The sequence below is a fragment of the Dyadobacter sp. HNCC25DJ184 genome (assembly GCF_056895215.1).
Map to the genome: position 1 here is coordinate 38,648 of NZ_JBXHAQ010000006.1, position 22,439 is coordinate 61,086.

26 protein-coding genes are annotated in these 22,439 nt (G+C 42.2%); 14 read left to right on the forward strand and 12 right to left on the reverse strand.

Annotation, left to right across the window (positions count from 1 at the left end):
* Positions 1-67: 67 nt before the first annotated feature.
* Positions 68-982 carry an ABC transporter ATP-binding protein gene (locus tag AC1XUD_RS10735; RefSeq protein ID WP_483360992.1) on the reverse strand — a complete coding sequence of 305 codons (915 nt, stop codon included), beginning with the start codon at positions 980-982 and terminating at the stop codon, positions 68-70.
* A gap of 529 nt (positions 983-1,511) precedes the next feature.
* Here AC1XUD_RS10735 and AC1XUD_RS10740 point away from each other — a divergent pair.
* The gene (locus tag AC1XUD_RS10740; protein WP_483360993.1) at positions 1,512-1,817 is read left to right on the forward strand and encodes a RagB/SusD family nutrient uptake outer membrane protein; all 306 of its coding nucleotides are present in this window, start codon (positions 1,512-1,514) and stop codon (positions 1,815-1,817) included.
* Positions 1,818-1,887: 70 nt separating this feature from the next.
* Here the strand turns inward: AC1XUD_RS10740 and AC1XUD_RS10745 are convergent, their stop codons facing one another.
* The 4 genes from AC1XUD_RS10745 to AC1XUD_RS10760 form a co-directional block, all read right to left on the reverse strand.
* A complete protein-coding gene (locus AC1XUD_RS10745) occupies positions 1,888-2,322 on the reverse strand; it encodes a hypothetical protein (protein WP_483360994.1) in 435 nt (144 codons plus the stop codon).
* 212 nt (positions 2,323-2,534) lie between these two features.
* Positions 2,535-2,813, reverse strand: a complete 279-nt coding sequence (gene rpmA, locus AC1XUD_RS10750) for a 50S ribosomal protein L27 (RefSeq protein WP_483360995.1) — start codon at positions 2,811-2,813, stop codon at positions 2,535-2,537.
* 38 nt (positions 2,814-2,851) lie between these two features.
* Positions 2,852-3,163 carry a 50S ribosomal protein L21 gene (gene rplU, locus AC1XUD_RS10755; RefSeq protein ID WP_483360996.1) on the reverse strand — a complete coding sequence of 104 codons (312 nt, stop codon included), beginning with the start codon at positions 3,161-3,163 and terminating at the stop codon, positions 2,852-2,854.
* A gap of 125 nt (positions 3,164-3,288) precedes the next feature.
* On the reverse strand, positions 3,289-3,441 hold the full coding sequence (locus AC1XUD_RS10760) for a hypothetical protein (RefSeq protein ID WP_483360997.1): 153 nt from the start codon (positions 3,439-3,441) through the stop codon (positions 3,289-3,291).
* 662 nt (positions 3,442-4,103) lie between these two features.
* Between AC1XUD_RS10760 and AC1XUD_RS10765 the strand changes: the two genes are divergently transcribed.
* The 6 genes from AC1XUD_RS10765 to AC1XUD_RS10790 all read left to right on the forward strand — a co-directional run bounded on the left by AC1XUD_RS10765 (position 4,104) and on the right by AC1XUD_RS10790 (position 8,563).
* The gene (locus tag AC1XUD_RS10765) at positions 4,104-4,778 is read left to right on the forward strand and encodes a thioredoxin family protein (RefSeq protein WP_483360998.1); all 675 of its coding nucleotides are present in this window, start codon (positions 4,104-4,106) and stop codon (positions 4,776-4,778) included.
* A 27-nt stretch (positions 4,779-4,805) separates the two neighbouring features.
* Positions 4,806-5,702 (forward strand): SMP-30/gluconolactonase/LRE family protein, encoded by an 897-nt coding sequence (locus tag AC1XUD_RS10770; RefSeq protein ID WP_483360999.1) that lies wholly within the window; start codon positions 4,806-4,808, stop codon positions 5,700-5,702.
* 317 nt (positions 5,703-6,019) lie between these two features.
* On the forward strand, positions 6,020-6,706 hold the full coding sequence (locus AC1XUD_RS10775) for a DUF1361 domain-containing protein (RefSeq protein ID WP_483361000.1): 687 nt from the start codon (positions 6,020-6,022) through the stop codon (positions 6,704-6,706).
* Positions 6,681-7,070 (forward strand): diacylglycerol kinase family protein, encoded by a 390-nt coding sequence (locus AC1XUD_RS10780; protein WP_483361001.1) that lies wholly within the window; start codon positions 6,681-6,683, stop codon positions 7,068-7,070. The genes AC1XUD_RS10775 and AC1XUD_RS10780 overlap by 26 nt, the downstream gene beginning before the upstream one ends.
* A gap of 35 nt (positions 7,071-7,105) precedes the next feature.
* Positions 7,106-8,236, forward strand: a complete 1,131-nt coding sequence (locus AC1XUD_RS10785) for a hypothetical protein (protein WP_483361002.1) — start codon at positions 7,106-7,108, stop codon at positions 8,234-8,236.
* A 30-nt stretch (positions 8,237-8,266) separates the two neighbouring features.
* Positions 8,267-8,563 (forward strand): winged helix-turn-helix domain-containing protein, encoded by a 297-nt coding sequence (locus AC1XUD_RS10790; protein WP_483361003.1) that lies wholly within the window; start codon positions 8,267-8,269, stop codon positions 8,561-8,563.
* Between the two features lie 143 nt (positions 8,564-8,706).
* Here AC1XUD_RS10790 and AC1XUD_RS10795 read toward each other — a convergent pair whose 3' ends face one another.
* On the reverse strand, positions 8,707-9,207 hold the full coding sequence (locus AC1XUD_RS10795; RefSeq protein ID WP_483361004.1) for a DUF2911 domain-containing protein: 501 nt from the start codon (positions 9,205-9,207) through the stop codon (positions 8,707-8,709).
* Positions 9,208-9,342: 135 nt separating this feature from the next.
* Here AC1XUD_RS10795 and recG point away from each other — a divergent pair, with 135 nt between their 5' ends.
* Positions 9,343-11,433, forward strand: a complete 2,091-nt coding sequence (gene recG / locus AC1XUD_RS10800; protein WP_483361005.1) for an ATP-dependent DNA helicase RecG — start codon at positions 9,343-9,345, stop codon at positions 11,431-11,433.
* 166 nt (positions 11,434-11,599) lie between these two features.
* Here recG and AC1XUD_RS10805 read toward each other — a convergent pair whose 3' ends face one another.
* The 6 genes from AC1XUD_RS10805 to AC1XUD_RS10830 all read right to left on the reverse strand — a co-directional run bounded on the left by AC1XUD_RS10805 (position 11,600) and on the right by AC1XUD_RS10830 (position 17,453).
* Positions 11,600-12,943, reverse strand: coding sequence for an FGGY-family carbohydrate kinase (locus AC1XUD_RS10805; RefSeq protein ID WP_483361006.1), 1,344 nt, complete (start codon positions 12,941-12,943; stop codon positions 11,600-11,602).
* A 138-nt stretch (positions 12,944-13,081) separates the two neighbouring features.
* Positions 13,082-13,774 (reverse strand): GDSL-type esterase/lipase family protein, encoded by a 693-nt coding sequence (locus AC1XUD_RS10810; RefSeq protein ID WP_483361007.1) that lies wholly within the window; start codon positions 13,772-13,774, stop codon positions 13,082-13,084.
* A gap of 84 nt (positions 13,775-13,858) precedes the next feature.
* A complete protein-coding gene (locus AC1XUD_RS10815; protein ID WP_483361008.1) occupies positions 13,859-14,563 on the reverse strand; it encodes a hypothetical protein in 705 nt (234 codons plus the stop codon).
* Positions 14,564-14,605: 42 nt separating this feature from the next.
* Positions 14,606-15,253, reverse strand: a complete 648-nt coding sequence (locus AC1XUD_RS10820; protein WP_483361009.1) for a hypothetical protein — start codon at positions 15,251-15,253, stop codon at positions 14,606-14,608.
* A 186-nt stretch (positions 15,254-15,439) separates the two neighbouring features.
* Positions 15,440-16,750 (reverse strand): TolC family protein, encoded by a 1,311-nt coding sequence (locus tag AC1XUD_RS10825; RefSeq protein ID WP_483361010.1) that lies wholly within the window; start codon positions 16,748-16,750, stop codon positions 15,440-15,442.
* 40 nt (positions 16,751-16,790) lie between these two features.
* Entirely contained in the window at positions 16,791-17,453 is a 663-nt protein-coding gene (locus AC1XUD_RS10830; RefSeq protein WP_483361011.1) for an ABC transporter ATP-binding protein, read from the reverse strand.
* A gap of 373 nt (positions 17,454-17,826) precedes the next feature.
* Here AC1XUD_RS10830 and AC1XUD_RS10835 point away from each other — a divergent pair, with 373 nt between their 5' ends.
* The 6 genes from AC1XUD_RS10835 (at position 17,827) to AC1XUD_RS10860 (ending at position 22,435) form a co-directional block, all read left to right on the forward strand.
* On the forward strand, positions 17,827-19,071 hold the full coding sequence (locus AC1XUD_RS10835) for an MFS transporter (RefSeq protein ID WP_483361012.1): 1,245 nt from the start codon (positions 17,827-17,829) through the stop codon (positions 19,069-19,071).
* A gap of 109 nt (positions 19,072-19,180) precedes the next feature.
* On the forward strand, positions 19,181-19,945 hold the full coding sequence (locus AC1XUD_RS10840) for a methyltransferase domain-containing protein (RefSeq protein WP_483361013.1): 765 nt from the start codon (positions 19,181-19,183) through the stop codon (positions 19,943-19,945).
* Between the two features lie 206 nt (positions 19,946-20,151).
* Entirely contained in the window at positions 20,152-20,472 is a 321-nt protein-coding gene (locus tag AC1XUD_RS10845) for an ArsR/SmtB family transcription factor (protein WP_483361014.1), read from the forward strand.
* Positions 20,469-20,972: an SRPBCC family protein gene (locus AC1XUD_RS10850; RefSeq protein WP_483361015.1), complete on the forward strand. Its 504-nt coding sequence runs from the start codon at positions 20,469-20,471 to the stop codon at positions 20,970-20,972. Before AC1XUD_RS10845 ends, AC1XUD_RS10850 begins: the two co-directional genes overlap by 4 nt.
* A gap of 77 nt (positions 20,973-21,049) precedes the next feature.
* A complete protein-coding gene (locus AC1XUD_RS10855) occupies positions 21,050-21,553 on the forward strand; it encodes an SRPBCC family protein (protein ID WP_483361016.1) in 504 nt (167 codons plus the stop codon).
* A 180-nt stretch (positions 21,554-21,733) separates the two neighbouring features.
* A complete protein-coding gene (locus AC1XUD_RS10860; RefSeq protein WP_483361017.1) occupies positions 21,734-22,435 on the forward strand; it encodes a M15 family metallopeptidase in 702 nt (233 codons plus the stop codon).
* Positions 22,436-22,439: the final 4 nt, after the last annotated feature.

Genomic DNA, 22,439 nt, shown 5'->3' on the forward strand with positions numbered 1-22,439 from the left:
CCTTCGTCCCTCCTCCCTTCTCCCTTTCTCCCTTCATCCCTCCTCCCTCTCCTCCATTCTCCCTTCCTCACCCTTCCGGAACCTCGTTCACTACACGCATGAATATCTCGCTCATGGTAGGGATGTTTTCGCCGAAGGCATTGATTTCAACCTGGTTAATAAGGAATTTCAGAAGGTCATTTGACGATGTGTTTCCCTCCAGCTGGATATCCGCGCGAATCAGTCCGTCACCAACCGTCTTGTTATTCTTTACTGAAAACCAGGATTGTCTTTCTCCTAATTCCCCCGCATATTCAACAAAATAAGTATTGGTTTTAAACTCCTCCTTGATCTTCGCCTTAGAGCCATCCAGAACTTTTTTGGAACGGTGGATCAAGGCAATATTGTCGCAAAGCTCTTCAACAGTCTCCATTCTGTGCGTTGAAAAAATAACCGTGCTGCCTTTCTGTCTTAATTCCAAAATTTCATCACGAATCAGGTTCGCATTGATAGGGTCAAACCCGGAGAAGGGTTCATCCAGAATGATCAGATCAGGTTCATGCAATACGGTAGATACAAACTGCACCTTTTGCTGCATACCTTTAGAAAGATCAGATATCGTTTTGTCCCACCAGCTTTTGATATCAAACTTCACAAACCAGATTTTCAGCTTTTCCATCGCCTCCTTTTGCGAAAGGCCTTTCAGCTGCGCCAGATACAGCAATTGCTCGCCGACTTTCATTTTTTTATACAATCCACGCTCTTCAGGAAGATAGCCAATTCTCGAAATATGGGATTGGTTCAGAGGCACTCCATCGAAAAGAACACGGCCACTGTCGGGACCGGTTATCTGATTTACAATGCGGATAAGGGAGGTTTTGCCCGCTCCATTTGGACCTAACAATCCGAATATGCATCCTTTGGGTATTGTCAAACTTACATCATCGAGTGCCCGATGATTCGCGTAATCCTTGGTAATATTCTGTATATCAAGAATGTCCATAAAAGAAATCAGCAGATATAGTTAGGTTTCAGTATTCCGAGTTCCCGAAGTTCAGCCTTTGCCGCTCCGTGAGTTGCCAAAGATGCAAAGGATATTACGGTTTGCAAATCGGGAAGTGACAAATTGCATTTTTAGCCAGTCGAACGGTAAAATCAAGCGGCGTAAAATTCTTCAAAAAATTAAATATTGAATTTTAAGCATATATAATTTGATAATTCTGAAAAAATACAAATAGACAGGGCTTTATTTGGCAAATCATTTACAAAGAAAGGTATCAAGTCATATTTTACATTAAATTTGACGAAGCGACACCGCCTTTGACAACGTTATAATATGACCAACCTTAAAAATCTCAGCGATGAAGAACTAGTTGTTCTGACTGCCGAAGGTCATAAAACTGCCTTTGACGAAATTTATAACCCTATTGGGAAACGTTACTTTATGTGACCCATAGAATGGTAAAATCCACAGAAATTGCTGAGGAGATTACGCAGGATACTTTTAGTATACTGACGCGCAAACGCTTTTCGTGACCGTGATCGAAAGCGGTGTTACTACCTTAAAGAGGAAAGATTATGCCTTAAAAGCGATCTATTACGAAAGAGGCATAGAGCTGGCAATGGAAGGACATCGCTTCTTTGATCTGGTACGTTGGGGAATTGCTGAGCAAAGCATGAACAGCTTCTTCAGTTTTGAATCTAAAATCACGACGGATCTGAATGGAGGGAAGTTTATTACAGGCAAGAACAATTACTACCCTATCCCTCAGTTTCAGATCGATATGAGTGTGGTCGATGGCGTTCCGGTATTAACTCAAAATCCAGGATATAATTAATATCAACCCCAGTATATGAAGAAAATGCCCGCCTCCTGATCAGAAGCGGGCATTTTTGGTATGATCTAATTTAACTATACTTCTCCCTAACCTGAAACAAAACCCAAAAACCCAGCAGGCCGCCTACTATAAAGCCAAATATATTAAACTGGATTAAACTACTTAACAAACTGACTAACAACGCATAATATATCAGATTCCATCCGGATCTTTTCCGCGCTTTAAGCGGTGAAAAGGCCATGAGATACATTACTACGATAAGAATAGCAACAAGGATACCGATATAATATCTAAATCCGGTACCCAACGGAAATCCCCCCAACCCGATGGCCAATCCTCCAATCCCGGCTGCTCCGAGCAGACCTATGATTCCCAGAATTGAAAATACCAGCAATACGTAAGGCCCGAATTGCGCGATTCCTTCCTTGATCCCTTCCGGAAAGGCCGGGAATTTTTCAAGAAAAATAGGCTCTAATTCCTTTTCGAGTGGAAGTTTTGATTCCATAAAGCGTTGAGATTGAAGTGAACAATATCTGTGAAGCTATTAAAATCAATCGCAACTTTCAAGCATATCCTCACATAAGATCCCGATATTTTGCAAGGAATTATTCTTTGGTAACCAACTGGTTATTAATATATCCTGGATATCGAGCCGATTAAACCGAAAAAGCGCCTGCCGGAAACCGACAGACGCTTTTTCAAAAACTTGCGAAGTGATTATGCTTCGGCTGTAGCAGGAGCTGCAACTGGTTCGATGTGAACGTAAGAGCGGTTTTCACGAGTTTTACGGAAAACAACTTTACCAGGAACCAAAGCAAACAATGTATGGTCACGACCAATACCTACCCCGTTACCAGGATTGTGCTTAGTACCACGTTGACGAACCAGGATGTTACCTGCTTTCGCGATTTCTCCTCCAAATAATTTTACCCCAAGACGCTTACTTTCTGATTCCCGTCCGTTTCTTGAGCTACCTACACCTTTCTTATGTGCCATGATATCTTAACTTTTAATGTAATGTCTCTGTTAAATGATTAAGCTACGATTTCGTCGATGCTGATTTTTGTCAGATACTGACGGTGACCGTTCTTAACTCTGTAACCTTTACGTCTCTTTTTCTTGAAGACGATCACTTTTTCACCTTTAAGGTGTTCCAGAACGGTTGCTTTTACAGAGGCACCAGCCACTAGTGGCGCGCCTACCTGTACAGCGCCTTCGTTGTCTACAAGAAGGACTTTGTCAAATACAAGTGCAGCGTTCACGTCACCTTCAAGCCTATGCGTGAAGACTTCGCGACCCTTTTCAACTTTAAATTGCTGACCTGCGATTTCTACGATTGCGTACATTTTAATAAATTATCGTTATTTTATTCGAAAATGAGGTGCAAAGATATTGATTTACAATATTATTATCAAGTGTTGGCTGATTTATTTCTATTCAACTTTTATTGCCAAAACCTTTACGCTCCGACTTAGGCACCTTTAGCTTTCAACTTATTTTTTTCAAGGTAGGCTTGAAGTTCTTCAAAGCTCATACCTCTAATATCTCTGGAAATCTTATCCTTTATCTCGCGAAATGTTTTGACTGTATCAAAATCTTTCGTCGGTTTAGTACCTGCTTTCATTTTCCAAGATTTGTTTCGGAGAATATATTTCCAATGTTTTGTATCCCAAACGTAAATTTACTGAGTTGTAGCCATGAATCCTTTGAACATTTACTATATGCTTAAAATTCCAACTTACAAGCATATCAACCTGACTTAAAGTGGCTAAGGCGATATGAATACAATCGTCCAAACTTGTTTCGCCAACAACCTTTTCTTCAATATATTTTTGAGCAAGCTGAAGTGCATCGCGTGTCACCATCAGTTTTTACTTACAGAACTCATCAATATCTGCAAAAAAATGCCTCACTCTCTCAGGTGCATTTATCAATTCTCTCTCCGTCAAGTTGGAATAAACACATTTGATCTGACCCAGCCCAACCTTTTCAAAAAGCAAAGCGGTCTCCCTTTCAAATTCAATGTCAAAAACTCCACCGAAAACTGATGTATCAAAATAGAATCGTCGTAGCATAAACAAGTATAGGAACACTGTTTGAGTACGTCACCTTCTTAATTCTGTCACAATCACTTGTGGCTGTTTTTCGCTATTATCTCATAAATCCCCTCGCAACCGTTATAGCTAAAATGAAGGAAATTTGTTTTAGTCAGTCTATCCTCCGATCTTAACAAGCGTTAACAATCGAAATAGTTACCTTTATATTGAATAACCATTTAGCAGTATAATGAGAGATTATATTATCAAAATGAAAATTATTTTGTCGGTTGTCATGATATTTTACGGGGTTAACACCTCAGCAGAAATCGTGAGCCAAAGTGTAACGAATATTATTGAAAATACCGAAATCGCTGCTGTTCAAACACTCAAGGTGGGCGATCAGGTGGCTAATTTTAGTTTGAAAAGCACCTCCGGGAGTAATGTTTCGCTTACCGATTTCAATTCTTCAAAAGGGGTTATCGTTGTTTTCACAAGCAACCACTGCCCGTTTGCCAAAGCATACGAGGATCGGCTTATTGCACTCAATAGCAAATTCAGCCCGCAGGGAATCAAGCTGCTGGCAGTCAATTCCAGCGACAAGAGCCTGCATCCGGATGATTCATTTGAAAAAATGAAGGAAAGGGCCAATACGAAGGGTTATAACTTTTCATATCTTTCAGACGACAACCAGATAGTCGCCAAGTTGTTTGGAGCCACCCGCGAACCGCAGGCTTTTTTACTTCTGAAAAAAGGAAGCGCATTCGTGGTAACTTATATTGGAATGATTGACGACAATCCGCAAGACCCGCAAGGAGTTTTAAAGTACTATATCGACGAAGCTGCAACTAGTTTGCTTGAAAATAAACCGGTAGTAACGACCGTAACCAAACCAGTGGGCTGCCCTATCAAATGGAAAAACTAAAAGACCGACTTAAACGCTTTCCATCGAATGAAAAATTATCTATTACCCCTTTTAATTGCTTGCCTTACTAACGGAATCCTGCATGCCCAAAGTAAAACCTTGTCGACAGAGGGTGAATTTACCAACAATTGCGAGGGTCCGGCTGTGGACTCGGAGGGCAATATATATGCGGTCAATTTTGCCAGGGATGGTACGGTCGCTCAAATAACCAAGAAAGGCCGTACGAGTTTCTTTCTCACTTTACCCAAAGGAAGCACGGGGAACGGAATCCGTTTTGGAGATAAAAACACATTTTATGTAGCTGATTTCACAGGTCACAACATATTGAAAGTCAACATGTTGACAAGAGATATTTCAGTATTGGTCAATGAACCTAAAATGAATCAGCCTAATGACCTGGCAATCACTACAACAGGACACATTTTCGCTTCCGACCCAAACTGGAAAGATAATACCGGACAAATTTGGCATGTAAGCCCCAAAGGGGAAATTGAACTTGCGTATGGCGATATGGGTACTACCAATGGAATCGAGGTGAGTCCGGATGAAAAGACGTTGTATGTCAATGAAAGTGTGCAGAAAAACGTATGGGCCTTTGACCTTTCGGCCGACGGAAAAATCACTAATAAACGTCTCTTTCATAATTTTGCAGATGGCGGCATGGACGGCATGCGCTGTGACCAGATGGGAAATTTATATATCGCCCGGCATGGAGTCGGAGAAGTGGCTGTTCTATCACCCGCGGGTAAAGTGATTCACACTTATAAAACCATTGGCAAAAAGGTTTCCAATATATGCTTCGGCGGCAAAAATGGAAAAACTGCCTATATCACATTGCAGGATCGCGGTTGTATTGAGACATTCGGTGTCAAACACCCCGGCAGAGAATGGGTAATGATGGAGGCCTATTCTAATTCGAAATGATTTTGTTTGATTGTGTTGTGCTATTTAAACGCAGAGTTTGCGAGAGTTCACCGCAGTGTAACGCGGAGTTTTTTCATAACCCTACAGCGGGAAATTCTGATAACTCACATTTAAAACAGCATATCAGTTACATTTCAAGTTAACAGTTTGGGATATCAGTTCCTTTGTATCTTCTTGTCTTTGTGTCACTTAGCGCTCACTGCGGCCTAGCTGATTCTCAAATAATACCTTCTTCCCCAAACATCGCTAAGAAAAGATTTGGATTCAATTTGAACATTAATTTACTTTGCAAAACAAAGTACTTTAATTAAATACACATGAACACAGACTACATACTGAACTATCTAAAATCCAATCACAAAATCGCACTCCTGGCTTTTTTAAGCTTATCCGCTTGTGCTCTTTTATTTTTTAGAATGCTCTTTTCCCGAAATATGGGTTTCGATTTCCTCTTATGGAATCTCTTCCTGGCGTGGGTTCCGCTGTTGTTTATCAAATGGGTATCAGAAATCGACAAACGAAAATCGCTTCATCCCTTGGTTTTGATATTCACCCTGACCATATGGCTGCTGTTTTTCCCAAACGCACCGTACATCATTACCGATCTGAAACATCTCAGTGGAATACCCGAAAACAAAATATGGTATGACGCAATGATGATTTTCACATTTGCGATAGCCGGTTTGCTCCCCGGTTTATATTCAATGCGAATCGTGTACCGGATTTTATCAAACCGTTTTCAAACTATTATATGCTGGGTTATTATTGCGGGAGCCATGTTTTTAAGCGGTTTTGGTATATTTTTGGGTAGATATGGCCGCTGGAATTCATGGGATATAGTCACGCAACCACAAAACCTCTTCTGGGGAATTATGGGTAGTATCCGAAATCCAATGGCAGTTATGCACACTTTTGCGTTTTCGTTTGTGCTTCTGTTATTATACTTTGCATTTCATACTTTTGCCGAAATAAACAAAAATGAGCCAACCCATAAATTTTCTTAAGGCGTTCAAAAGCTTTCGGTTTGCGCTGGCAGGCATTTACAGTCTTTTTAAAAATGAAAATAACGCCCGAATACACCTGATGATGGCTATTTTGGTGACAATAGCAGGCATATTTTTTTCTATCAATACGACTGAATGGATATGTATCACGATCGTTATAGGGTTAGTGTGGGCGGCCGAAGCGTTTAATACTTCTATTGAAAAATTGGCCGATGTGGTCTCGCCCGAATATCATCCGGCAATAAAATCCGTAAAAGATCTGGCCGCAGCGGGTGTGCTCATTTTAACCATAGCGGCGGTGATCACCGGATTATTTATTTTCTTACCCAAAATCACACTGCTTCTGGGTTTCAGATTGGTTTAACTGAACTTAATTCAACAAGTCTATATAAAACTTATATGTCGTCACAACAGGAATCTTTGCAAACACTCTCCGAGATACGGGAATTAATGGAACGATCTTCCAAATTCTTGTCACTAAGCGGATTAAGCGGTGTTTTCGCGGGCATATTTGCACTGATCGGCGCGGGGTTTGCATACGCCCGTTTCAGAACCGACTGGTTGGTGGAAGCAATGGCGCCAGTCATTGCATACAAAGGAAATACCAAGACCGAAATTATCTCCTTTCTGGTCTGGGATGGCGTACTGGTTCTTCTGGCTTCCTTGTGTGTGGCAATATTTTTAACGATCAAAAAAGCCAAAAAACGCGGGCTTAATGTGTGGAACAGCACATCGAAAAGAATGTTGCTGGCCGTACTGGTACCTTTGACAACCGGTGGAATATTCTGCATTGCAATGTTATATTATGGCTTTATCTGGTTGGTTTTCCCGGCGACATTGCTGTTTTATGGCCTGGCTCTTGTGAGTGCGAGCCGATTTACCTATCCTGAATTATTTTACCTCGGCCTGTGCGAAATAGTGATAGGTTGCATTGCGCTCTTTTTAACACAATTCGCGATCTTCTTCTGGGCAGCTGGCTTCGGAATTTTGCACATAGTATACGGAACCGCAATGCATAATCGGTATGACCGGAAAACCAGCGACTCTTCTCCAAATTCCGGCTTAAAAACTTTAGCTATATTATTAATCGTCAGTTCATGGGGAGTTTGTTCACAATCTGCCTCAGCGCAATTTTCATTGGACACTGCCGCAATTTCGAAAACCAGAAAGTGGTACGACAAGGAAACCATATACCTTCAGGGGAGCAATAGTTATGTAAAAAACGACATGATTTATTCCGGACAGAAGGCTATCAAAAAGGAATTTATGATCAGTCCGGGTGGAATGGAGCTATATATCAAGTCGCGCAGGACGCGAAATATTGCATTGGTGATATCCGTTGCCGGATCAGTCGGCTCAATCGTCACACTTATAAATGGAAATAGAGATGCCCTTAAGAAATTCTTCTGGGTTTCGCTCGGAACAGGGATCACGTCTACTTTGATCACTGCGAGGGCAAATAATTTGAGAGATCAGGCTGTGTGGTTACGAAACCGCGATGCAATGATTTTTATGGATAATGGCAAATAATATGCCTGATGCAGTAACTTGTGCAACGGAATGGAATGGTTAGAAAAATTCAATAAAGTATTCGAGAGTAAAATCAGGCTTGGGCTTATGTCAGTTCTCGTTGTAAACGAAGCGATAAGTTTCAATGACCTGAAAGATTTGCTTCAGTTGACCGATGGCAACCTGGCATCGCATCTGCGCGCACTCGAAGAAATTCAATATATAGAAGTTCAAAAACAATTTAATGGACGAAAACCTCTGACCACCTATAAGGCTACTGAACTGGGTCACAAAGCATTCACAGACCATCTTCAGGTTCTCGAAAATATGATTCGTCAAAACATGTAAAAGGCGGCTACCAGGAACTTCCCGATAACCGCCTTTTCTTTTGCCAATACGGTTGAATTACCACTAAGACCTAACCACACGAAGGATCTGCTTACGACTGCTCAAACTCTTCCAGCCGTCGTGACTTTGTGGCAAATCCCAGCCTAGAACTTCGTCGGAACTGAAAATCCTTCCTTATCCCATTGAAAATTAAGTGATTTGTCTTGAACGGTAAACGTCATTTTCTCTTCCGAAGTGCTGTATTTCTTTGCCGGAACAGTTACTTTCAAAACATCCTTGTCCTTGTGTTTGTCGTAGTCATATGCACCAAACTGGCCTGTCACACCATTTAGAATAATTGTCCATTCCTTCACACCCGGAATAGTGAACAGCGTGTAAGTACCCGCCTTAATTGCCTTCCCGCCAAATTGGCCGTCTTTCTTGAACGTAATCTCAGTAGCTTCGTTCGCGCCAGTTCTCCATATTTTGTCATATTTCTCAAGGCTTGAGGCTTCTTCCGAGCCAAAAAGCAATCTGTTTTTCTTAGATGGCTGACCATATGCAATACTGATGTTTTTTCCGTCGGCAGTAACACGCGGACTTTGGCCAAAAGTTAGACCGACAACAGCGATTGCGAAGAACAATGATAACAAAGAAGTTTTCATGAATAAAGAATAAATTGATAGGTGATTGGAATATTAATTCAAACGAACCAGCATTTGAAAAGTTGTCAAGGCCAGTCGTTAAATCAAAATTCGTAATTTTGATCGAATCACCAGCTAATTAACCCCAATTAAAGCTTGAATTTTTTTGACACCAAAATTGAATCGCTAAGGAGTGTCAGTCCGCAAAAAGCTGAACTACTCAATAAAGAGCTTGGCATATTCACATACAGCGATTTACTTCAACACTATCCCTTTCGTCACGAAGACCGGACGGCCTTCCATCGCGTGTCCGAGCTAAATGAAGAGATGCCAGCTGCTCAAATCAAAGGAAGACTACGCGATTGGACGATTGCCGGAGAAGGTGCAAAAAAGAGGTTGGTAGCCCAATTCACAGACGGAACAGGCATCTTGGAACTGGTTTGGTTTCAGGGAATTACCTGGTTCGAGAAAAATCTGCGAAGAAATTCAGAATATATTGTTTTCGGAAAGCCAGTATATTTTAGCGGGAGATGGAGCATCACACATCCGGAAATTGACCTATTGACGCCAGAGAACGAGTCTGGCGGGTACTGGCAGCCTATATACCCTCTTACCGAGAAATTACGGCGCAAATTTGTGGACAGCAAAGCCATCGGCCGGATGATTCGAAATCTCCTGGAAATTGCAATGCCTCATATCCGGGAAACCATTCCCGAAAATCTCACCAGAAAATTCCGGCTGATATCCAAAAAGGATGCGTTGTGGAATTTCCACAATCCGCAAAGCCAAGCTTGGTTGCATCAGGCCCAGCGCCGCCTTAAGTTCGAAGAGCTTTTTTACAATCAGTTCAGGCTGATCAAGAATAAGTTATTGCACAAAACCGAATTTCCAGGTCTGGTTTTCAGCAAAACAACGCTGGTGAAGGAGTTTTACGAAACTCATCTTCCCTTCAGCCTTACCAATGCCCAGAAACGAGTTCTCGGTGAGATACGCGAGGATTTGAAATCCGGACAGCAAATGAATCGATTGCTGCAGGGCGACGTAGGCTCAGGAAAAACGATCGTCGCTTTTATAACGATGCTTTTCGCTTTGGACAATGACGCTCAGGCATGTCTCATGGCTCCAACTGAGATATTGGCCGACCAGCACTATCAGGGACTCAAAAAGTTTGCCGAATTGCTGGGCATCGGCATCGCAAAACTGACGGGCTCGACCAAGAAGAAGGAACGTGAAGTTATTCATAGACAGCTGTTGAGCGGAGAATTGCATATCATCGTCGGTACTCATGCGCTGCTGGAAGATATTGTACAGTTCAAAAACCTGGGTCTTTGTATTATTGATGAACAACATCGTTTTGGAGTGGCGCAGCGCGCGAGGCTTTGGGCGAAAAATCCTGGCATATATCCGCATATGCTGGTCATGACGGCCACCCCTATCCCCCGCACGCTAGCGATGACTTTATATGGGGATCTGGATATATCGGCAATAGATGAATTGCCAGCCGGCCGAAAGCCCATAAAAACGGTTCATCGATATGACGCGCACCGGACTTCCGTTTTCGGTTTTATAAAAGAAGAAATTCAAAAGGGAAGGCAAATCTATATGGTATATCCATTGATTGAAGAATCTGAAAAGATGGATTTGAAGGATTTGATGGATGGATACGAAAGCGTTTCCCGGTCCTTCCCCGGAGTTCCGCTGAGTATTCTGCATGGAAAAATGAAGGCTCAGGACAAGGATTATGAAATGGGCCGTTTTGCAAGAAATGAAACCAAAATTCTGGTAGCGACTACTGTGATCGAGGTTGGCGTAAATGTTCCTAACGCGTCTGTGATGGTCATCGAAAATGCAGAGCGATTTGGATTGTCACAGCTTCATCAGTTGCGTGGTCGTGTAGGCCGGGGGGCGGAGCAGTCGTACTGCATATTAATGACCTCCTTTAAAATCAGTAAAGATACCCGGCTAAGAATTGAGACGATGTGCAGGACCAATGACGGTTTTGAGATATCGGAAGTGGATTTACAACTGCGAGGTCCCGGAGATCTTTCGGGAACACAGCAAAGCGGAATTACAGACTTGTTGGTAGCCAATTTGGCCCAGGACACTGAAATACTGAAAGCAGCCAGAAAATCTGCAGAAGAGATATTAGGAGCGGATCCGAACCTGATCCAGCCTGAAAACCTTCCGATCAAAAGCCATTTGGAAAACTTAAGAAAAGAAGAAACAAACTGGAGCAGGATAAGCTGATTTTTTGCCAGTCGGCTTTGAGACTTTGGGCACACCAAATGCGTTGAATCGTGGAAAGAGCTACTTAGCCACAAAATTAGATTTTCCTATCTTCGACAAACCTAATGTCGAAGCCAAAAAGTTAAAACTGTGCAAAGTCCGGCAGCCGATAGCCGACCGCCGATGTCTAAGCAGTAATTTCCCTGATTTCCCCTTTAAACTCAAAATTCGTTGGACGGGTCACGTGTAACGCGGCACCCAGCGAGGTGGCATATGGAAGTTCTGAAGTATATACTTTATGATTTGGAAAGTTTCTCGCTATTAACTTCGCGAAGATCTCATTTCTTGCAAACCCGCCATCAATGTAAATACTTTTAACATCGTCAACGCCAACCAGTTGTAAAGAAACTTTCAATAACCCTACAAGACCGTTGATCAGGTGGTGATAGGCAGCTTCCGCACTGGCGAATGCGCTAACCTGCCATTCCTGCGGACTAGGTTCAGGGAAAGGACCATTGCCCGTCATGCAAGCGGTATAAAATTTAGGAACATCTGCTTTAAGTATTTCTTCATCCAGCTTCACTCCTTTGTAAAAGTCAGGAGCAACTCTGAAATATTCAGCAATACGTGAAACCTGAAAATCGTGCTCACGGCCCATGAATAAACGTGATGCAGTAACGCCACTTCCCTCCGGAGTCAAATAATTCATACAGTCACGCTCGAGCTGATATGAAGTCAACGGCTTGGCGGAGAATGAGTTAAAATTAATACACCACGTACCAGTTGAAAGCAACACAAATGGCTTTTTCATGGCCATCCGATAAGGTACCAACGCCGAAGAGCTATCATGCAAACCGAAGCCAGACTGAATCCCTTTGTCGCCATGTCTGTATATGAACGATGAAGAAGCCAACACAGGCGCCAGTTTTTTATGAATACCCTCTGCCTTTACCCACTCATGATAATCCCACATTTCGAAGCTCCAAAGTGCAGTATGACAGCCCAGCGAGGTATAATCACTAACCTTTCTGTTTGTCAGGAGGTATAGTATATATTGCGGCAAATGCAGCGTGGTCGCAATGTTCTTATAAACTTCCGGTCTTTTATATTTCAACCAATAAAGCTGCATACCTGAGTTAAGCATACCCATCGCAGGCGAACCTGTCTGCAACGATATACGCGTCGGATCACCGTATGTAGTGTAAAACTGATTGAGCAAATCGGCCGGAAATGGCTTTAGGTAGTTATAAAGCGGAGTCAGCGGTTTGTTGGATGCATCAAGGTGTACCAGGCTCGCGCCATAACCAGCAACATTGACAGCCTTTATATCGTAACGCTCATCGGCCAGCAATGCTTTCCATCGGTCTTGAACCCACTTGGTAAGCAAATCAATATCTTCAGAAGGATACCCATCTTCATCCCTGGTTTCAGGAAGAGACTCGGAAAATTCTTCAACTATGTCGTAATTTTCATCAAAGAGAACATATTTTTTGTTTGTTCTCCCAATATCAAAGACCGCAGTTACTTTCATTATCAAAATTGCTATCCAGGGAATTAACCAATATTTATTTTTCGGTTAATATAATGACTTTACTTTATAACCCGCACCCTTAGTCAGTTTTTTAGTTATAATATCAATATAAACTGATTTTTGGTGCTAAAACTTTGGTTACGATTTTTGCAAAACAGGTTTGATCACCTTGATCCAACGTTCATATCCAGCCCGGCTCATATGCAAACTATCACTTACAAATAAGCTCGGATCCGGCCTTCCGTCTTTCAACATCACCGGCCACACGTCGATATACTGCTGATTAGGTACAGTTTTGATAAAATCCTGAATAAGTTGATTGGCTTTAATAACCTTGTCTTTGCTTTTCCAGCGCGACGGCGAAGGTTTCAGCGAAATACAATAAATTTTCGCTTTCGGCTCCTTGTCGTGAATCATGCCGGTAAGTTCAGCATATGCATCCCGAACCTGCTCCGGCGATTTTTCCTTTGACCCGAACATATCATTTTCACAATATACCACGACCACTCCCGGATGATATTTAAATATAGTCCTCTCGGCATAATGGATCACTTCAGGAAAAGTGGAACCACCAAAACCCCGGTTAATAATCGGTAACGGGGCTAAATCTTCCGCTGCGGTTGTCCATTTTGTAAAAGAAGAACTTCCGGTAAAAACGATACCTCCAGAGGCAGGCATATTCAAACTATCTTCTTTTTCAAATCTTTTGATCGACTCTTCCGACCTATCCACCTGATAATCAGGAGTCCACGGGGGAGCTATGGAGGAATAGTGGGATCTGCGACAACTAAGAATTGCCACCAGGGCAATCAGGAAAATATACCGTTTCATTCCATTTTTTAATTTTACACAAAGTAAAGCCGTTAAATTGAGATTTTTAACGGCTTTAGGTATTAAGTAATTGATTTTTTAGGGTTATTCCAGAAAGTATCGTAGTCCTAAGCCAACACTCGGAAGTGTCAACTGAGGACTCAATTGGTAGCTGAACGTAGTCGTTTTGAGATTCAGATTCCCGTCTCTGCCATTTTGAGAACCCGTCAACTTTAGAAAGATTGGATTTGCATAAGCAAAACTTGCTTCCAGCCACCATCTATCCGACAACGAGTAATATATACTTCCAGTCAAGCCCAGCGAAATACTCGCCGCGTTTGATTTGGTTTGTATCAGGTATTGGTTGTCATTAGAATTACTAGTCTCATAATTATTGGTGTAGTTATATGAAAGCCGTACATCCGGGCCGCCATATATGCCAAATTTGTCAGAAAAAGGTTTGTAAAAATGCCAGAATCTGCCAGCGGAAATTCCCACATTATTGATTCCGGATTTGTCCACTTTCTGAAGATCTCCGCCAGAAAACAGGATAAAGTTCGATTTCCCACCCCCGAGCGAACTACCCAATAGCCATCCAGTTGCGACATTTTCTTTTTTGAATTTCCCTAACCGTAAATCAAAAGAATAGCCATAACTATTTGCCTCCATACCGTCTTGTACTCCATCATATTTCGTGTCGCCAAAATTGACCATCGCATTTCCCTGAATGAACTTCTTTCCTATCATTTGGGCAAATGAAGCCGTGCTGGCCAACACTGAAAGCGTAATTAAATATATGATTCGTTTCATGTGAATTTCTTTTTAGTTGTCTTAAAATATCCTTTCAATAGCTTACTTCCCCTCAGGAGACAAAAACCAAGTCGCTCTGATCCCGAATGTGTTCTGAATACCGGACGTAACCGAACTTTGGAAGGAAAATGATTTGCTGTTAGGCTGGTCTGAATAGTTAAGACCCAAAGACAACAAATTGATATCTGACTCGATCAGGAAACGGTCAGAAACTTTAAATGAAACTCCTGGCACAACGCTGATGCCGGCGTCAAAACCATTCTTATCATTGGTATTAAAATCATTTTTGTAAAATGTGTATCCCATCGGTACGGCTTCCTGGAGGAACAAAAACCACTTCGTTCCTAATGTTTTGTATTGTCTTAAAAAAGGAGACAAGCCAATTCTGGTCAAATTCTGACTTTGCCTGTCACTATTTTCTGTTTTATACGAATATCCGTCAAACGTAGTAGACAATGCCACTCCAAACAAACGGTTGTCTTTATAAAACCTTCCGAACTGGAGAGAAGGGCCAAAAGACAATTGCGTACTCTTGTATTCATTATCTGTATTTTCCTCTTTTGTATGCGTATTGCTACCGGACAAACTAATTCCAGCGCCCCAATACTTCGTCGCTTTTACTACTTGTGCCCAGCCGCCGGAGGAACATAATATACAGAGCATGAAACAGCCAATAATATTTTTTTTCATGGTTTTGAAAGGTGTGGTTTTAAAAATGGCTAACACTGAAATAAAACTAAATATATATCAAATAGAATTATTTGTACTTATTTTAACACTAATTAATAAAAAAGAGGTTACAACAATGTAACCTCTAAGCACTACCAAATACCAAAATTAACCTAACTATAAATCCCAATTAATGAAAAGGTCTTATCAGAAGATTCCTGACCAATTTCCATTTTGATAATATTGAACCAATCGTTGTTGCATTAAAAAACCGTATTTAGCCTGAATAGCATTTGCCTGGGCTTTCGACAGATTGGCTTTAGCTAGTGAATATTCGAAAATATTGGCAGTACCGGCGCTAAGTTTGCTTTCCACTACTTTAAAACTCGCCATTAGTGATTCAGCCTGGCTTTGAGCGGCTGCATACCTGTCACCAGTCGAATTCAGGTCCAATACCGCCTGTTCCATCGCCTGACGTAATATCTGATTTGAAATATCCATCTGATTTCTTGCTAGTCGCTCCTGCACCTTGGCTATTTCGACACGCGGCCGGGTTACCCAGCGTCCCATAATCGGAATGCTGAGGTTCACATTCAGAGATCCATTACGCGTTGCGTTCAGCTGGTTAAAATAGTCAAGTGACTTATTCGTCGAAGCAAAAAATGCCCCTAAATTCGCTCCCAGTGTCAACGAGGGGAAGTTGAGCGCACGAATGGATTTTACCTGATAACTAAAACTTTTGTAATATAACTCCGCACTTTTCAGTTCAGGAAATACTCCCTGAGCCGATTGAAACAGTGCCTCTGCATTCACCTTTTCGATGACGGAATATAAAGAAGTGAGCGTGTCAAACTCGATCTGATTGTCGGGCGTTACATTCATTCTTTGGAATAATGCAAGCCTTGCGGTCTTGTGATTGTTCAACGCAGTTACAGCGTCGAACCGGTCATTTGCCAGCTGCGCCTTTATTTCGTAAAGCAAATTGCTACCTGCCACACCAGCGTCCACCTGCTTCTGCACTTTTTCAACCTGCGCCTCTGAAGATGCAACCTGTTCAGAATAAGACTCATATAGGGCCTTTGTCGAAAGAACATTTACATATCCCTGAAGTAGCAATACCGTTTGCGCGTTGAGAACTGCCGTTCTGTTTTCTGCTGCTGATTCTTTTAATAGAACGTTTTGGCGAATCTGATTTTGTATCCTGCCTGCCTGATAAATCGGCATGGACAAGTTCGCATTTAATGAGCTGTAGTTATAAACCTCGTCAATATACGCGTTGGTATATTGGTCAATGCTCCGGCCAAGGTTGATACTGTTGTAAAAACCGATACCGATTTGAGGAAGTGCCTGCGATTTTGTCTGACGCAAATTGGCCTCCGCACTTTCATACTGCAAATGTCCCTGGCGATATAACAGGTTATTCTTGGCCAGTAATTCCACACATTCCTTAAGACTCAATGTCTGTTGACAGAAAGCCAATCCCGGAAGCATGCAGAGTAAAACTAGTATTCGTTTCATGACTGAAATGGTATTATATATGATATCTGTTAATGTTTTTTCAAGCCAGCCAACCGTCTTTCAACCTCACTACCCTGTTGCCGAAACCCGCATTCAATTCTGAGTGAGTCACTTGTACGATCGTTACTTTGTCTTCCTGATTTAATTTCTGGAAAAGCTCCATAATCTCAATCGCCTGTTCGGAATGTAAATTCCCTGTCGGTTCGTCGGCGAAAATGACTTTTGGATTATGAACTATCGCCCGTGCTACACCCACCAACTGCTGCTGTCCGCCCGAAAGCTGATGTGGAAACAGATCCTTTTTGGCAACCATATTGAACCGGTCGAGCAGTTCAGCTACGCGGCTTTTTCTTTCTGAAGATGAAGTTCCTTTGTATAGTAAGGGCGTCTCGATATTTTCATATACGGTCAATTCGTCGATCAAATGATAAGCCTGAAAAACAAATCCGATATGGTGTCTGTGTAAATCCGTCCGTCGCTTCTCCGACAACTTCTGAACCGGTTCGTCCAGAAATAAATACTCACCTTCTGACGGCTCTTCCAACAGACCGAGGATATGCAAAAGCGTTGATTTACCAGAACCCGAGGGCCCCATAATCGACACAAACTCACCTTCTTTGATATTCAAATCGATATGCCGTAAGACATAAGTTTTGCCGAAACCGGCAGGGTAATACTTCGAGATTTTTTCTAGCTTGATCATAAATTTTGGTATTTGCGTTACGAACCGCTGATTATCGTAGTTATAAATTCAATTGCATATCCATATTAAAAAGCCTTGCCAATACATCAACTAACTAAAAATCAACTAATTAATATATATCATTTTCTAAACACCGTCCGAAATCGCACAAATGTGTACGGCAGCGAACGAGAAAACACGGCCAAACTAACACTTTCCATCCAACTCTTTTTCCCGGCGTCCCCTCCTACCTCCTCCCTTCTCCCCTTCCTCCCAAATATGGCTATTCCACCTAAAAATTAAACTATTAAAACAACTTATTTACCTCGCGCAAATTACGCGAACATTCCTGAGTATTTCTGACGTTAACCTTGCGAACAACAGCAATATCCTATTGAAAAATCTGCCTTCCCACGATCCTTACGCAGCGCTTCGTTTTTCTGATTTTCGTTTTTTTATTTCCAATACCTTTTTGTTTTCGGCGACAATACTCATTCAGGAAGTGATTGTTGCCTATGAATTGTACAAAATGACACACGATCCGCTCGCATTAGGGCTGATCGGTTTGGCGGAAGTAATACCCTTTATTATCACCTCGCTGTTTGGTGGATATGTGGCAGATCAGAAGAACAAGATTACGATTATGCATATCAGTCTGGTGGTCATTATTCTTGGCTCGGTGATCTTGTATACGGTTTTTCAACCCTCAATTTTCAACTCCTTAACCACAAAACAACACTTGATTGCAGTATATGCGGTTTTTGGTTTGATAGGTTTTGCCAAAGGGTTTTATTCTCCGGCGTCGAGTTCTTTGAAACCGTTTCTGGTACCACGTAACATTTATGGCAACTCTTCCACCTGGAGCAGTTCGTTTTGGCAGGCAGGCTCAATCACTGGCCCGGCTCTCGCGGGTTTTCTTTATGCATATATCGGTCTCACACACACCTTGCTTGTCGTTATCGCCAGCTTTGTTGTATGCTGGATATTGCTCGGTATGATCAAAACACGGCCTGAATTCCCCAAGATTTCGACGCCACTTATGGAGAGTTTGAAAGAAGGCTTTCGGTTTGTTTTCAAAACACGTATCGTGCTATACGCCATATCGTTAGACCTATTTTCTGTTCTTTTTGGTGGAGTAGTTGCACTGCTTCCCATCTTCGCGGAAGACATTCTGAAAGTGGGGCCGCAAGGACTGGGAGTACTTCGTGCCGCGCCATCCGTTGGCTCTTTACTGACCATGTTTTTGATGGCTTATTTTCCACCCACTCAAAACGCATGGAGAAATATGTTACTCGCTGTTGCAGGCTTTGGTATTTTCACCATCATCTTCGCTGCGTCGACAAATTTTATCCTCTCCTGCGCAGCACTGTTCGCTACCGGAGCATTTGATAGTGTAAGCGTAATCGTTAGACAAACTATTTTACAGATATACCCACCTGACGAAATGCGTGGACGGGTTGCTGCGGTAAACGGGATTTTCGTAAGTTCATCTAATGAAATGGGTGCGTTTGAATCCGGTGTGATGGCAAAAGCATTTGGAACTGTGCCATCAGTGATGTTGGGAGGTGCGGTCACCATTGCCGTTGTCAGCTGGATATACCTTCGCTCCAAAGATCTTTTCCAAGTCCGGCTGAGTTGAATGTTGTTTAAACGCAGAGTTTTATTGAGTTTTACGCAGTGTCCGCAGCGTTTTTTCAGCGTAACCCTGCGCCTCACTCCCCAAACTCTGCGTTTAAAATACAAACAATATGGAATGGAACCCAGGTATTTATAACAAATTCAAATCAGAACGTTTCGAGCCGTTTTACGATCTAGCTGCATTGATATCGGTCAAGCCTAATATGGAAGCCCTGGATCTTGGCTGTGGCACTGGTGAATTAACTGGAAAACTTGCCGACCTATTGCCTGACGCGACAGTGCTCGGCGTCGATTCCTCTCCCAATATGCTTCAGGATTCCAAACCTTTTGCTAATGAGCGCGTCAGTTTTGAAAACAGAGGCATTATGGAGCAACTGGATTCAAATAAAAAATGGGATCTGATCTTCTCTAACGCTGCCATCCAATGGCTTGATAATCATATTGATTTGATCCCTAAAATCATTTCCCGCATAAAACCTGATGGACAACTTGCCATCCAAATACCCAACCAACCCCGGAATATAACTAACATATTGCTAGACGAGTTGGCTAAAGAATCGCCGTTTGCTACATCCCTGAATGGTTGGAAAAGGACCTCTCCTGTGTTAGATATCGATACTTATGCCAAATTGATCTTCGCATACGGCGGTAAGTCGATCCAAGTATTCGAAAAAATATATCCGGTCATAGTCCCGGATTCTGAGGCCATCTTCGACTGGGTATCAGGAACGGCCTTACTCCCCTACCTTGCCAAACTCCCCGAAACTGCAAGACCAGATTTTATCTCGAGATATAAATCTTTTTTAAAAACCGAATTCCCCGCTTCACCAGCTTTTTATCCCTTCCGAAGGATATTAATGGCAGCAATTTTTTAAAATCTGATCAACTGGTATTCAAACGCAGAGTTATCGGAGTTTTTTCGCAGAGTCACTCAGAGCTCATCAATATCCCATTAACCATTTCACCTGCTCCCCCTTTCCCATCCTCCCTTTCCCCCCAAATTTTTTCCCCAAAACGCTTGCGAAACCAATTAGTTGCACATATATTCGCAACCAATTAGTTGCAACTAAATAAAACAGTAATGAGAAGGGACGTGTTTCAGGCGATTGCAGATCCATCCAGACGGGCGATTTTGGCTTTAATATCAATACAAGCCATGACGCCGAACGCATTGGCAGAACATTTTGATACCAGTAGACAGGCTGTATCAAAACACATTAAAATACTGACGGAGTGCCAGCTTGTGAAGCAGGAAGTTGCTGGTCGGGAAATTTACTATCACTTTAATGCGCAGAAAATGAAGGAAGTAGCAGACTGGCTGGAACCTTTCCGCAAGATGTGGGAGGACCGCTTCGATCAATTAGATAATCTATTAATTAACCTGAAAAATAAGGAATCATGATTGGAAACAAAGAAACGATCTTTTCAAAAGATCTTGAAAACAACAAAATAACTGTCATAAGAGAATTTGCGGCTCCTGTGAGAAATGTGTGGCGGGCCTGGACAGAAAGTGAACTTTTGGATCAATGGTGGGCACCAAGACCCTGGAAAGCTGTCACCAAATCCATGGATTTCCGGGTCGGCGGTTTTTGGCTTTACCATATGCTGGGACCGGATGGCAGCAAACAATACTGCCGCGCGGACTATACCGCTATTTCTCCCCAAGCGTTCTATGATGCATATGACGCTTTTTGTGATGAGAATGGAACGGCAAATTCAGATATTCCATCCATGACATGGCACAATGAATTTCAATCTTCGGGCGAGGGCACAACTGTAAAAGTTGAAATTACCTATCAAAGCGCGGAAGCGATGCAAACAATTATTGATATGGGCTTTGAACAAGGATTTGCAGCAGCAATTGGCAATCTTGACGAATTGCTTGCTGAAGGGACTAATTGAAATTAACATAATACTGAAGGAGATGACAAGCCGTTTCCTCCTCTCCTAAATTCTCATTAATCTTAAAAACAAACAGAATGAAAGGTAATCTGCAATTTGATTTTCTGGTAAATAGCGACGACAACACACTCACCATCAGGCGTGAATTCGCGGCTAACCGCCAACTAGTATGGGACTGTTACACAAAAAGTGAATTATTAGACCAATGGTTTGCCCCTAAACCTCTTACGACCAAAACAAAGGAAATGAGTTTCGAAGTGGGCGGACACTGGCTATATGCGATGGTCGACCCGAATGGTACCGAATATTGGGGATATACTGAGTACCTAACCATTCAGCCGATTGACCAATATACTGCGCTGGATGCGTTTTGTGATGCAAACGGCACCGTCAATGAGCAACTGCCGCGCGCAAATTGGGAGGTTACCTTTTCAGATCTGGGAGCTCATGCAATCGTCCAAACCATAGTACAATACAATTCACGTGCGGATTTGGAGACTGTTATAAACATGGGTATGAAAGCCGGAATGGAGTCGACCCTGGAGCGATTGGATGAATTGTTGTTGGTGATAAACGGGTAGTTACTTGCTGTGGGATTATTGTCAGTCAATAGTCAGCGGTTGTCAGGAAATGGTCATATAAGGAAAAGCCTGACAAACTTATATATCTTCGCCCATAAAGAGCCGGGACGGTTTCCCTGGCTCTTTTGCATTTATTACTTCAAGAATATATTTACTGCTGAATATCAGCATTTTGATTATATGAAATTTACAGATTGCAGTTTAATCTTATTATTATCATCTTTTATTACACTACAAACTTCTGCCCAAAAACAGAGTAACATCCCGGCACTTGAGCAGAAAATGATCGACCAGGGGTTGGTTGATATTCAAAAAATTGCTCCTGAAATATTAGTCGAGCTCAAATATTCCACAACAGACAATTTTGTAAAAAAGGACGTCTACGGAGACCTGACAAAGGCATATCTGCAACCGGAGATGGCAAAGAGACTGGCTAAAGCGAGTGCAATGCTGAGCAAATCTTATCCGGGATTTAAATTGTTGGTATATGATGCTGCCCGACCAAATTCAGCTCAATATACGCTTTGGGATGCGCTGGACGATCTGAAAATCCCGGAAGGTAAGAAGCCAATGTACGTGGCCGACCCCAAAAAAGGTTCCAACCATAACTTTGGCTGCGCTATCGATCTTACCGTTGTGGACAAGAATGGAAAGCCGTTGGATATGGGTACGAAATATGACTACTTCGGCCCATTGGCCTATCCGCGGTCGGAACAGCAGATGTTGAACCAGGGAAAGTTAACTCAAAAACAGATCGAGAATCGTAAAATTCTCCGAAAAGTGATGAACGCATCAGGCTTCACGACTAACACGACCGAATGGTGGCATTTTGACGGAATGTCGAAAATGCAAGCAAAAGCTACTTATGGAATGATTAAGTAACTCT